Origin of the sequence: Ponticoccus litoralis, assembly GCF_039769985.1 — a bacterium.
Classification (GTDB): domain Bacteria; phylum Pseudomonadota; class Alphaproteobacteria; order Rhodobacterales; family Rhodobacteraceae; genus Ponticoccus; species Ponticoccus litoralis.
This window is the reverse complement of the sequence record NZ_JBDNCH010000002.1, coordinates 425105-437505: the sequence shown is the minus strand read 5'-3', so window position 1 is coordinate 437505 and position 12401 is coordinate 425105. Positions and strand designations below refer to the sequence as shown.

The 12401-nt window shown below is 68.7% G+C and carries 11 protein-coding genes and 1 pseudogene; 5 read left to right on the top strand and 7 right to left on the bottom strand.

Features of this window, described 5'->3' with window-relative positions; genetic code table 11:
* Positions 1 to 47 precede the first annotated feature (47 nt).
* Both betA and ABFB10_RS03110 read left to right on the top strand, forming a co-directional pair.
* Positions 48 to 1704 (top strand): annotated as a pseudogene (gene betA / locus ABFB10_RS03115) (choline dehydrogenase).
* Positions 1705 to 1998: 294 nt separating this feature from the next.
* A complete protein-coding gene (locus tag ABFB10_RS03110; RefSeq protein ID WP_347165354.1) occupies positions 1999 to 2235 on the top strand; it encodes an HP1242/YdcH family protein in 237 nt (78 codons plus the stop codon).
* Positions 2236 to 2312: 77 nt separating this feature from the next.
* Here ABFB10_RS03110 and ABFB10_RS03105 read toward each other — a convergent pair whose 3' ends face one another.
* The gene (locus ABFB10_RS03105; protein ID WP_347165353.1) at positions 2313 to 2825 is read right to left on the bottom strand and encodes a glutathione peroxidase; all 513 of its coding nucleotides are present in this window, start codon (positions 2823 to 2825) and stop codon (positions 2313 to 2315) included.
* 88 nt (positions 2826 to 2913) lie between these two features.
* Here ABFB10_RS03105 and ABFB10_RS03100 point away from each other — a divergent pair, with 88 nt between their 5' ends.
* From ABFB10_RS03100 to ABFB10_RS03090, 3 genes are all read left to right on the top strand, one after another.
* Positions 2914 to 3183, top strand: coding sequence for a DksA/TraR family C4-type zinc finger protein (locus tag ABFB10_RS03100; RefSeq protein ID WP_347165352.1), 270 nt, complete (start codon positions 2914 to 2916; stop codon positions 3181 to 3183).
* Between the two features lie 177 nt (positions 3184 to 3360).
* Entirely contained in the window at positions 3361 to 4035 is a 675-nt protein-coding gene (locus ABFB10_RS03095; RefSeq protein ID WP_347165351.1) for a hypothetical protein, read from the top strand.
* A gap of 162 nt (positions 4036 to 4197) precedes the next feature.
* Entirely contained in the window at positions 4198 to 4725 is a 528-nt protein-coding gene (locus ABFB10_RS03090; protein WP_347165349.1) for a hypothetical protein, read from the top strand.
* 455 nt (positions 4726 to 5180) lie between these two features.
* On the opposite strand, the gene ABFB10_RS03085 is transcribed toward ABFB10_RS03090, so the two are convergent.
* From ABFB10_RS03085 to ABFB10_RS03060, 6 genes are all read right to left on the bottom strand, one after another.
* Positions 5181 to 7001 (bottom strand): M3 family oligoendopeptidase, encoded by a 1821-nt coding sequence (locus tag ABFB10_RS03085; RefSeq protein WP_347165348.1) that lies wholly within the window; start codon positions 6999 to 7001, stop codon positions 5181 to 5183.
* Between the two features lie 408 nt (positions 7002 to 7409).
* Positions 7410 to 8267 carry a hypothetical protein gene (locus ABFB10_RS03080; protein ID WP_347165347.1) on the bottom strand — a complete coding sequence of 286 codons (858 nt, stop codon included), beginning with the start codon at positions 8265 to 8267 and terminating at the stop codon, positions 7410 to 7412.
* Between the two features lie 59 nt (positions 8268 to 8326).
* The gene (locus ABFB10_RS03075) at positions 8327 to 9919 is read right to left on the bottom strand and encodes an ATP-dependent DNA ligase (protein WP_347165346.1); all 1593 of its coding nucleotides are present in this window, start codon (positions 9917 to 9919) and stop codon (positions 8327 to 8329) included.
* On the bottom strand, positions 9916 to 10926 hold the full coding sequence (locus ABFB10_RS03070; RefSeq protein ID WP_347165344.1) for a ligase-associated DNA damage response exonuclease: 1011 nt from the start codon (positions 10924 to 10926) through the stop codon (positions 9916 to 9918). Before ABFB10_RS03070 ends, ABFB10_RS03075 begins: the two co-directional genes overlap by 4 nt.
* A gap of 200 nt (positions 10927 to 11126) precedes the next feature.
* Positions 11127 to 12089 (bottom strand): alpha/beta hydrolase, encoded by a 963-nt coding sequence (locus tag ABFB10_RS03065; RefSeq protein WP_347165343.1) that lies wholly within the window; start codon positions 12087 to 12089, stop codon positions 11127 to 11129.
* Complete coding sequence (locus ABFB10_RS03060; RefSeq protein ID WP_206564434.1) at positions 12089 to 12379, bottom strand: SCP2 sterol-binding domain-containing protein; 291 nt, start codon at positions 12377 to 12379, stop codon at positions 12089 to 12091. Before ABFB10_RS03060 ends, ABFB10_RS03065 begins: the two co-directional genes overlap by 1 nt.
* Positions 12380 to 12401 lie beyond the last annotated feature (22 nt).

Genomic DNA, 12401 nt, shown 5'->3' with positions numbered 1-12401 from the left:
ATCTGCCGCCAGCCACGGACGCAGCATCCGACCCGTGCGGGGCGCCCATGACCCGGCCCGACTACATCGTCATCGGCGCGGGCAGCGCGGGCTGTGCCATGGCCTACCGGCTGGCCGAGGCCGGGCGCTCGGTGCTGGTGATCGAACACGGCGGCTCCGACCGGGGGCCCTTCATCAATATGCCCGGCGCGCTCAGCTACCCGATGAACATGCGGCGCTACGACTGGGGCTTCCAGACCGAACCGGAACCGCATCTGGGCAACCGCCGCCTTGCCTGTCCGCGCGGCAAGGTGCTGGGCGGGTCGTCCTCGATCAATGGCATGATCTACGTGCGCGGCCATGCCCGCGACTACGACCACTGGCGCGACGAGGGCTGCGCGGGCTGGGGCTTTGCCGATGTGCTGCCCTATTTCAAGCGCATGGAGGACTGGTACGACGGCGGTCATGGCGGCGATCCGGCGTGGCGCGGGCAGGGAGGGCCCTTGCACGTGACGCGCGGGGCGCGGGACAATCCCCTGACGCGGGCCTTCGTCGAGGCGGGCAGGCAGGCCGGCTACCCGATCACCGGCGACTACAACGGGCACCGGCAAGAGGGCTTCGGCCCCTTCGACATGACCGTCTGGAAAGGCGAACGCTGGTCGGCGGCCAAGGCCTACCTGCGCCCGGCGCAGGCCATGGGGGCAGAGGTCACGCGCGCCTTCGCCCGCCGTCTCGTCATCGAAGAGGGCCGCGCCGTGGGGGTCGAGGTCGCGCGCGGCGACCGGGTCGAGGTCATCCGCGCCGCCCGCGAGGTCATCGTCAGTGCCAGCGCGATCAACTCGCCCAAGCTGCTGATGCTCTCGGGCATCGGTCCGGCGGCGCATCTGGCAGAGCATGGCATCGCGGTGGTCGCGGACCGGCCCGGGGTGGGGCAGAACCTTCAGGACCACCTTGAACTTTACGTCCAGATGGCCGCGACTCAGCCCGTCAGCCTCGCGAAATACTGGAACCTTGCGGGCAAGGCACTGGGTCGGGGCGCAGTGGCTTCTGGCGCGGAAGGGGCCGGGGGCCTCGAACCAGTTCGAAAGCGCGGGTTTCATCCGGTCGCGCGCCGGGATCGACTACCCGGACCTGCAATACCACTTCCTGCCGATCGCGGTCCGCTACGATGGCCGGGTCGCGCCCGAGGGCCACGGCTTTCAGGCGCATGTGGGGCCGATGCGCTCGCCCTCGCGGGGGTCGGTCACGCTGCGGTCCGCTGAGGCGGGCGCCGACCCGCGCATCCTCTTCAACTACATGTCCGAGGCGCAGGACTGGCAGGATTTCCGCACCGCGATCCGCCTGACGCGCGAGATCTTCGCCCAGCCCGCCTTCGCTCCCTATCGCGGCAAGGAGTTGCAGCCGGGCGCCGAGGCGCAGTCGGACGAGGCGCTGGATGCGGTGATCCGCGAACACGCCGAAAGCGCCTATCACCCCTGCGGCACCTGCCGGATGGGGGCTGTGGACGATCCGCGCTCGGTCGTCGATCCCGAGGGTCGGGTGATCGGCGTCGAGGGGCTGCGCGTGGCCGACAGTTCGCTGTTCCCGCGCATCACCAACGGCAACCTCAACGCGCCCTCGATCATGGTGGGCGAGAAGATCGCCGACCATGTTCTGGGCCGCCGCCTGCCGCCCGACAACGCAGAGCCCTGGCTGCATCCCGCATGGCAGACGGCACAGCGGTAAGGGCTGCGGGCTAGCTGTCATTGCCCTGTCATGCCGGGTTGAAGAGATCGCGGCGGGCAGGGCCGGGCGGTGTTCCTCTGCCGGGTCTTCGGTGCTTGCCGGTCGAGGCCCGAGGCAGAAAGCGCCGCGCCTCGGGGGTGACCGGACGGGTGTGGCGCGCGCCGGTTGCGTCTCTTTTCCGTCGCGCGATGGGCGCGCGTGCGCCCGCATGGCTGCGGGTTTGATGCGGGTCAAGGTGCGGCGTCCCGGGCTCTGTCAGGGTGCCTTCGACAGAGGAACCAAAGGAGACCCGCAATGTCGCATGTGCCGCATGAACTGGCCGAGGAATTCCCCGAGCACGCCGCCCGGATGAGCGCCCTGAAGCAGACCGATGCGCATTTCGCGCGGCTGTCCGAGACGTATCACGCGGTCAACCGCCGCATCCACCGCGCCGAAACCCGGGTCGAGCCGATGGACGATCTCGCCGAAGAGGCCCTGCGGAAAGAGCGGGCCGGGCTGAAGGACCAGCTTTATGCGCTGCTGAAGGCCTGAGGCCGCGTCTGGCGGCTGCGCGCCCCGTGCCCCTCTTCTGCCGGAGAGGGCCATCGGCCCATCCGCTAGCCATGCCCCTAGTCCAGCGCGGCCTCCACCGCGCCGGTGACGGCGGATGACAGGGGCCGCGTCGTCGCGCCCCATGTCGCAAGCACCGCGCCGTCGGGGCCGATGAGGATCTTGTTGAAATTCCACGCGGGTTCGAAGCCTTCGGTCTGCCGGACCCAGGCGTAGAAGGGATGCGCCTCGCTGCCCCGGACATGGGTGATATCGGTCATCGGCAGGGTCAGGCCGAAGGTCGTCTCGCAGTAGTCCTTCACCGCCTCGGCACTGTCGAGTTCCTGCCGGAAATCGTCCGAGGGCACCGCAAGGACCACAAGGCCCCGGTCGCGATACCTGTCATAAAGCGTCTGCAACCCATCGTATTGCGGAGTGAAACCGCAGCGCGAGGCGGTGTTGACCACCAGCACCGGCTGGCCCTGCCACTCTGCGAGGTCCAGCGTGCCGCCGTCGATGCTGGTGAAGGTAAAGGGTTCCGCGGCCTGGATCGCGGTGGCCAGCGGAAGGGTAAGAAGCAGGATGCGCAGCATGGATCGGACCTTTCTTTGAGACGGATACGTGGCATTCTGCGTTTTGGTTTCAAAGTGTCGTATGGTGACGGAAAAGGAGGGTTTGGCCATGGCAGGCGGATGGAGCCGCGACGGCGCGGTCAGCGAACAGATCGAGGCCTCGATTGCCGAGGAGCTGGAGCGCATGAAGGCGCGCAGGGGGCCTTCGGGCGAAAGCTTCCGCGAATGCGCCGAATGCGGCGAGGAAATCCCCGAGAAGCGGCGTGTGGCGCTGCCGGGGGTAAAGCTATGCGTCGACTGCGCCTCCGAGCGTGACGGGGTGTTCCGCGCGAAGGCGGGCTTCAATCGGCGCGGATCGAAGGACAGCCAGCTGAAGTAAGGCCTTGCGCGGGGGCGCGCAGGGGCGCCTGTCTGGCCCGTTCAGGCCTTCGGGGTGCTGGCCCCTGCGGCGCAGGGGCAGGCCCCCATGGCGTTGACAGGCCGCTGCGGATTTGATCCTTGGCCCGAGACGCCCGGGGCCGGAGTGCCGCCCCGCCTCCCTGATCGAAGAAGTGCCATGCCCCACCCGGATCAACCCAGAACGACGCTAGGGCGCAGGCTTGCCGCCGGTGTGCCGCAGAAGGTCTTGCGCGACGTCTGGAACCGGGCGCGCTTTGGTCCGGGGGCGCCGCGCAGCGACGAGCGGATCTACGTGGCGCCCTGCGATGTGCGCTATATCCATGTGACGGACGGCACCGTGGGCAAGTCCATGTTCCGGCGCAGGCACAGCGGCATGGTGCGCGGCGGGGATTGGGATCTGTCGCGCGCACCGCTGCCCGAAACGCGGGCGGCCCGGGTCATCCACGATCACTTTGTCCGGGGGATGAGCTGGGCGGAAACCGGGATCGTGGACTATCATCTGGAAAAGATCGCCGAGAAGGGGATTTCCGAGGGCGCCCGCACGCTGGAAGAGATCATGGCCCGCTACGAGGATCTCGACCGGGTCTATGAAGAGGCGCAGAGGACCGGCAGGCTGCGCCCGCGCAGCGAATTGCCCGGACACCTGCGGCGCGAATACGACGGCATCTATGTCCACATCGCCCGGGACGGCGAGGTGCTGCGCTCTGGCGGCGGGCGCAACCGCTTTGCCATTGCCCGGGTGCTGGGGCTGCCGAAGATCCCGGCGCAACTGGGCATCATCCACCCCGAGGCGGTGCGCGCCGGTGTCCTGAGGCGGCTGCGTCAGGAATAAGCGGTGTCGGGGGCCCCTTGCCCCGGTTTGGGATATTGACGGTACGGACCCGATGAGGCGTGATGCCTGTAAAGCCGGAGGACCGGCGCGGCGTAACCTGCGGTTCGAGCGAGGCGGCGCAGATGCCCGGAGCCCCTTTCGGCCCTGACGGGGAGGTGCGGAATGGCGCGGCGGTTCGACTGTATCGCCTTGGTGATTTCAGCGGTCGCTTCCCCGGGCGGGGCCGAGGAACTGGGCGTGATGACCGCACGGCTGGACGGCGTCCCGCATGAATGGCGCATCCATGCCCTCGACAGGCCGGGCGGGCGGATCGTCACGGCAGGGTTTCGGCAGAGCCAATGGCTCGCCGAGTTGCAGATCCAGGGCTATGACGCGCCGCGGTTCGCGGGCGCCGACGGTATGGCGGTCACGGTCCGCTTCGCCGGCTGGTACAGTCCCGGGGCAGAGCCGCTTTCGGTCGATATCCTGCATACACCCGAGGGGCTGGGCGGGCCGTACTGGACCAGCGTGGGGGCGTCCCGTCCGGCGCAGGTCGAGATTGTCCGCTTCGATATCCACGGCAGCATGGGCGAGGTCGAACTGGCTTTTACGGGTGAGCTTTGCCGCAAGCCAAGCCTGTCCTCGGCGGTCGACCCCGCCACCTGTGTCGAGATTCTGGGCGTGGTCGAGACGCGGCTGGCGATGGAGTAGGGGGCAGAGGCAGGAGTGACCGGGGGCGGTCCGGACCCTACGCAAAGAACAGGCCGGAACGAAGAAGACGAAGTCCCGATCCCGGCCTTGGTGAACGCGGGTGCGGCGCCATTTGGCGTCAAGCCTGAACCGGGCCGCGGTCTCGGAAAGATATGTGTCGAGCCACTCGGGAAAGTCGGGGTGGTCGGGGTCGATCTCTCGTAGACCAGCAGCCAGAAGGTCGCTTTCCCGGGTGAGGAGCGGCCCCTCCTGCCCGGGGCTGTGCTTCTTATGCCTCTCGGCGTACCCGGGCGTGTCGAGTTCCGCTGTCAGGAAACCGGCGGATACGAATTCGAGCTCTCCCTCCACCTCCAGCACCGCGAGGCGACGGGTGTACTTCACGATATTGTAGTAGCGCGGGGAGCGTCTGACACGCTCCGCCGCTTCGAGGATCCGCGCAAGGGTGAGCGGGCTGCTCACTCCTCCATGGCTTCCAGCTGGTCGATGAAGCCTTCGATCATCGACAGGCCCTTGTCCCAGAAGGTCGGGTCGGTCGCGTCCAGCCCGAAGGGTTCCAGAAGCGCCTTGTGGTGCTTCGACCCGCCCGCCTTCAGCATGTCGAAGTACTTGTCCTGAAAGCCTTCGGGGCTTTCCTGATAGGCGGCGTAGAGGGCGTTCACCAAACCGTCGCCGAAGGCATAGGCGTAGACGTAGAAGGGCGAGTGCACGAAGTGCGGGATATAGGCCCAGAAGGTCTCGTAGCCTTCCATGAAGTCGAAGGCCTCGCCCAGGCTTTCCGCCTGCACCGACATCCACAGCGCGTTGATGTCGTCGGGCGTCAGCTCGCCGCCTCGCCGGGCGTCGTGCAGCTTGCACTCGAAGTCGTAGAAGGCGATCTGGCGCACGACCGTGTTGATCATGTCCTCGACCTTGCCCGCCAGAAGGACCTTGCGCTCCTTGTCGTCCTTGGCGTTCTCCAGCATGCGCTGGAAGGTCAGCATCTCGCCGAAAACGCTCGCCGTCTCGGCCAGCGTCAGCGGGGTGGAGGACAGCATCTCGCCCTGACCGGCGGCCAGCACCTGGTGGACGCCGTGGCCCAGCTCATGCGCCAGCGTCATCACGTCGCGCGGTTTGCCGAGATAGTTCAGCATCACGTAGGGGTGCACGTCGGTGACCGTGGGGTGGGCGAAGGCGCCGGGGGCCTTGCCGGGCTTCACCGGGGCGTCGATCCAGCCCTTGTCGAAGAAGGGCTGGGCCAGCTCGCCCATGCGCGGGTCGAAGGCGGAATAGGCGTTCATCACCGTCTCGCGGGCCTCGTCCCAGGACACCGTGCGGGTGACTTCCATCGGCAGCGGCGCGTTGCGGTCCCAGACCTGCATGCGGTCGAGACCCAGCCACTTGCGCTTCAGCTCGTAGTAGCGGTGCGAGAGGCGCGGGTAGGCCTTGACCACCGCGTTGCGCAGGGCCTCGACGACCTCGGGTTCCACGTCGTTGGACAGGTGGCGGCCCATCTGCGGCGAGGGCATGCCGCGCCAGCGGTCCAGCACTTCCTTCTCTTTCGCCTGCGTGTTGTGGACGCGGGCGAAGGTGCGGATGTTGGCGGCAAAGACGCGGGCCAGTTCGCGCGCGGCGGCCTCGCGCTTGCTACGGTCCTGCTCTGTCAGGAAGTTCAGCGTCGACTCGATGTTCAGCTCTTCGCCGTCGACCTCGAAGGTCAGCCCGGCGATGGTCTCGTCGAACAGCCGCTCCCATGCGTCACCGACGACGCCGAGGTCGTGCAGGAACTTCTCCAGCTCGTCGGACAGCTGGTAGGGCTTCATCGCGCGCTGGCGGTCGAAGGCGGGCTTGTAGCGGGCCAGCTCGTCATTGGCGGCGAAGAGGTCGGCGTAGTGGTCTTCGGGCAGGCGGTTGATCTCCAGCGAGAAGAAGACCAGCGGCGTGGTGTAATTGGTGATCTTTTCCTGGCAGTCGGAGAGGAACTTGGCGCGCTCGGCATCCATGGTCATCTGGTAATAGCGCAGGCCCGCGAAGGACATGATGCGGCCCGCGATGGCACCGATCTTCTCGTTGCGCTGCACCAGCGTCAGGAATTCGCCCGCGCTCAGGCTGTCCAGCTTGCCCTCGTAGTCGGCGGCGAAGCTGCGGCAGGCGTCTTCGAGCCAGTCGAGATCGCGCTTCAGTTCCGGCGCGTCGGGCGCGGTGTAGAGGTCGCTCAGGTCCCATTCCGGCAGGTCGCCGAGGTTCTTGCCCCCGGCAGAGGCATTGGCGTCGCGGGTGAGGGTCGGAGTATAGCGCATGTCGGCCTCTTTCTGTCGTTTCCCCTGACATAGGGGCCGCAGGGCGGGCAGGGCAAGCGCGGGGCCGATACTTTTGGCCCGGTTCCCGCAGAAAGAGGGGGGCGTGCGGCGCCGGGTGGGCGTGGCCCCGGCGCGCAAGGCCGCCCTGTCGGACGCGCCGCTTGCCCCGGGATGGATGGCCCGGGGCCTCGCGCCTTCCGGCTCTGCCCCGTGAGACCGGACAGGCTGGGCCAGGCAAGGCGTCAGGTCTGCGGCAGAAGGCCGACGGTCCCGCCAGCGCCCCGGAACGGTCCCCGCAGGCGCGCCGTGGCAGAGCGGGCGGCCTGGCCGTCGTGCCCTGTCAGAAGCGGTGGGCCAGCGTCAGGTGCCAGGCTGCGCCCGCCGCATCGCCATCGGTGCCCGCGACGATCACGCTGGTCCGGGGCCGAAAGCGGTACTCTCCCGCCAGCCCCAGGCGTCGTCCCCGCCGCCGCGCACGGTCTCTCCGAAGGCCATGAGGCTCAGGGCCTCCGTCGCGGTCCAGGTCATGTCGAAGGCCAGCGCGTCGTCGCGGTCGTTGCCGTCGGGCGACAGCAGCGTCAGGCCGGCCTCGACCTGCGGTCCAAGCGCGACCCGCGCGCCCAGCTTGGCATCCACCCGGTCGGGCCCGCCGTGTTCCCAGACGCCCTCGACCGCCGCGGCGATCTGCCAGCCCGTGCCCTGATAGGAGGCCGCGACAGAGGCCGCGTCGAAGCCGCCCTTGTCGTCCTTGTGGGCCGAGACCATCCAGCGCAGCGCGCCCTCTGTGCCCTGCGCCGAGATGCCGAAGGGCACGGCGGTCGCCCGCATCGCCTCGACCGTGGCATGGGATCGCGCGTATTCGATCCGCTCGTAGGCAAGGAAGGGCGCCGCGCGCTCGAAGACCGAGGGCAGGACGCTGTCATAGGCGGGCCGCACCACGCCGATCCGGAAACGGTCGTCCCAGGCGAAGGCGGCATAGGTTTCATGCGGGCGCTTGCCCTCCAGCACCACCATGTAGGTGCCCGCCTCGAAGCTCAGCGGGATCCGGCGCGACAGCGGCACCGTCAGGGTGACATCGACCATGCCCACGCCCCGCGTGCCCTCGGTGCCGGTGGCCCCAAGGCCCACGGTGCCGTCGAAGGAAAGCCCCTGCGCAAGGGCGGGGACGGGGGCCAGGAGGGCAAGCAGAAGTGAGGGCAGGCGGCGGGTCATGGTGGTCCGGTCTTTCGTAAGTGCGGACGACAGGGTTTCATGCAGCCGCAGCATTGCCTAGCCCGAAAAACCGGACAGCGCGCAGATGGCGCGGGGCTGTGGCAGGAAGGCGCTCAGGCGTATTGCCTCAGGATCTGGCGCAGGTCGTCCAGCGTATTGGCCTCGTCCACCGCCTTGTCGTGACGCCAGCGCGCCATGCGGGGAAAGCGCAGCGCGATGCCGGACTTGTGGCGCGGGCTTTCGTGGATGCCCTCGAAGGCGATCTCGAAGACATGCTCTGGCTTGACCTGCCGCACCGGGCCGAAGCGTTGCAGCGTGTTGCGCCGCACCCATGCGGTGATCCGGGCGAATTCCTCGTCGGTCAGGCCGGAATATGCCTTGGTGAAGGGCACCAGCCCGTTGCCGTCGCGCACCGCGAAGGTGAAGTCGGTGAACAGGGTGGCGCGCCGCCCCGATCCCTGCTGCGCATAGATCAGCACCGCGTCCACGGTCAGCGGGTCCAGCTTCCACTTCCACCAGTCGCCCTTCTTGCGGCCCGACAGGTAGGGCGAGTCCCTGCGCTTCAGCATCAGGCCCTCGGCGCGCTGGGCGCGGGCGGTCGCGCGGGTCGCCGCCGGGGCCTGCCAGTCGTCGAAGACAAGAGCCGGGGACAGGCGAATGGGCGCGTCCTCGGGCAGCGGCGCCAGCAGCGCCTGCAGATACGCGCGCCGCTCTGCCATGGGTCGGTCGCGCAGGTCGCGGCCCCGGTGTTCCAGCAGGTCATAGGCCAGCAGGACCACGGGCGCCTCTTTCAGCAGCTTTTTCGGCACGGTCTTGCGCCCGATGCGCGGTTGCAGCGCGTTGAAGGGCATCGGGGCGGCACCGTCCCAGGCCACGATTTCACCATCCAGAACGGTTCCGGCAGGCAGGAAATCCGCGGCGCGGGCGAACTCGGGGAAGCGGTCGGTGATCAATTCCTCGCCGCGCGACCACAGGTGGTGCCCGGCCTCGCGCAGCAGCAGCTGGCCGCGAATGCCGTCCCATTTCCACTCGGCCTGCCAGTCCCGCGGGGACCCCAGCTGCCCGGGTTCGGTGTCCAGCTGGTAGGCAAGGCAGAAGGGATAGGGCCGACTCTCGTCGGCTTCCGGGTCCTCGGCCTCGATCAGCGCGTGCCAGGAGGTCGTCTCGGGCGTCCAGCCGCCCATCAGCTTGTGCGCCAGTACCGGCTCGTCCTGCCCGGTCGCCATGGCCAGCGCGCGGGTCATCAGCTTGCGGCTGACGCCGATGCGAAAGCCGCCGGTGATCAGCTTGTTGAACAGGAACCGCCCGCTGTCGTCCAGCTGGTCCCAGGCGTCGAGGATCGGTGCGCGCCGCGCCTCCTGCGGCAGGTCATGCAGGCCGCGCAGGGTGTTGATCCAATGGGACAAACTGTGGTCCGATGCGCGCGACGGCGGGGGCAGGACAAGGGCGATGGTCTCGGCCAGGTCGCCGACGATGGGGTGGCAGTCCTCGATCAGCCACAGCGGCAGGCCCGCGCGCTCTGCCGCCAGGGCGCGCAGCTGCGTGGTGGTGATGGCCCGGCGCGGGCGGCGCCCGGAAAACAGCGCCACGCACCACAGCCTGTCCGCCTCCGGCGCCTGCTCGAAATACTCGGCCAGGGCCCTCGTCTTCACAGAGGTTTTCGTCGTCTGGTCGAGGGCGTTGAACAGCGCGGCAAAGCGTTTCACGCGGCATCCTCCGCGCTGTCGTCCTCTTCACCGCCGAACTCCGTCGGGACCACCTGCGCGGCATAGCCCTCTTCACTCAGGTGCCGCGCGAAGATATCCGTGTAACCATGCGTCGTGTATATGTTTTCCGCGCCCGTTGCGGCGATGGCCTCGTGCAGGCCGGACCAGTCGGCGTGATCCGACAGCACAAAGCCCCGGTCCATGGCGCGCCGCCGCCGTATGCCCCGCAGCATCATCCAGCCAGAGGCAAAACCCGTTGCCGATGGCCGGAACCGCCGCGCCCGGGGGCTGCCAAGCGCCGAGGGCGGCGCCAGTACCAGCGCGCCCGCATGGGTCTTGGGATCGAAGTCGGGCGTCACTTGCAGGGTCTGCGGCAGCACGTAGCCCTGATCGCGCAGGACCGCGTTGGTGGCCTCGACGGCGCCATGGGTCAGGATCGGGGCGACGGGCTCCAGCAGGCTCAGGACCCGCTGCGCCTTGCCCAGCGAATAGGCGCCCAGCAGGGAAAACCGCCCTTCGGCGGCATTGGCGGCCCACCAGCCATTGATCTCGCGCGCCACCCGGGCCTGATCGGGCCAGTTGAAGACCGGCAGGCCAAAGGTGCACTCGGTCACGAAATGCTGGCAGGGCACCGGCTCGAAGGCCTCGCAGAAACCGTCCTGCGCGGTCTTGTAATCGCCCGAGACCACCCAGACCACGCCGCCCACCGAGACCCGGATCTGGGCTGAGCCGGGCAGATGGCCCGCCGGATGAAAGGACACCTCCGCCCCGCCGATCCGCCGTACATCGCCATAGCGGATCCCCTCGACCGCGATCGCGCCAAGCCGGTGGCGCATGACTGGCAGGGCCGCCTCGGTGGCCAGATAGCGCCCGTGGCCGGGCCGCGCGTGATCGGCATGGCCATGGGTGATCAGCGCCCGGTCCACGGGGCGCCAGGGGTCGATGTGGAAATCGCCCGCGGGGCAGTAGATGCCGCGCTCGGTAAAGGTCAGAACGGGGTCGGCCATGGCAGGGAACTAGGCGCCGCCCCGACCGCTTCAATCCCGGCAGGGCGCCGACAGGAAACAGGCAGCCCGAAAGCGCCGCCCGACACGCGCCATCCCAGCGCGCAGGGGCAGAACCGCCCCGGGTTTCTTCTTGGTCCAAATACCCTCGGGGAGGCCGCAGGCCGGGGGCGGCGCCCCCTCCAACGCCGCCTCTCAGGCGGTCAGGCGCGTAACGCGACCGTTTCCGAGGCCGAGTCGAACAGCGCGATTATCTCCGCCATCACCCGGTCGCGCAGCGCCGGGGCCTCCATCATCAGCTCGTGTTCGCCGCCCTCGACCATCTCCAGCCGCCCGCCGGGCCAGCGCGCCATCCGGTTGCGGATGCGGTCGACATCGACGATGCGTTCGTGCGTGCCGCAGAAGGTCACGCAGGGCAGGTCGGGCGAGGCGCGGCGGTTCAGATCCCGCATCTCGGTCAGCGCCTCGTGCAGCCAGTGCAGCGAGGGCCCGCCCAGTTGCAGCTCCGGGATCGCCATGACCTGCCGGCGCATGTAGTCCCACATCGCCGGGTCGGTGGTCAGCAGGTTGCCGTCGAAGTCCGCCGAGGCGACATAGCTGTCGACCCCGGTGCCCGGCGCGAACATATGCCCCAGCCCGACCGATTTCGACAGGCGGCTGACGGCCCATGCGGCGGGGCGGACCGGCTGGGCGATGCGGATGCCCCACATCGGCCCGGTGAAGGCGCAAGAGGCCACCTCCAGCCCGTCCATCGCCGCACGCAGCCCGATGCAGCCGCCCATGGAATGCCCCACCATGTGGCGCGGCCCCGGCAGCGCCATCTCGTCGGCCAGCGCCACCATGGCGGCCACGTCGCGCTGGTAGTCGCAGAAGAGGCCCACATGGCCGGTGCGGCGCTCGGCCAGCATCCGGTCGGCAAGCCCCTGTCCACGCCAGTCGATGGCCAGCGTGTGATAGCCGGCCTCGGCCAGCACCCGCGCGGTGCGGCCGTATTTCTCGACATATTCGGTGCGGCCCGGGAACAGCAGCACCGTCCCCCGCTCTCCCTCTCCGGGGAAGTGGGCCACGCGCAGGCGCAGCCCGTCGGAGGCCGTTACCCAGAAGGCACGGCTGTCCAGCGGACCCTCGGCGAGGACGCTGTCGAAGGGAGCGGGGGAGAGGGCCATCAGCTCAGGACCTGTGCCAGCCGCATGGCCGCGGACATGTCGCCGTCGACCGCCAACTTGCCCGACATGAAGGCGCTGGTGGGGTCGAGGTCGCCGGACAGGATCGCCTCGAAGGTGTCCTGCGAGGCGGTCAGGGTCACGTCGGCGGCTTCGTCGCCGGCATGTGCGCCGTTCTCGTCGATGATCAGGCTGCCCTCATCCTCGATCACGAATTTCGCGGTGCCGTCAAAGCCGTCTCCGGCCATCTTTGCATTCAGCGCGGTCACGGCTGCGCTTACGGTGTCGCTCATCTGTCTTCCTCGGTCTCTCTCA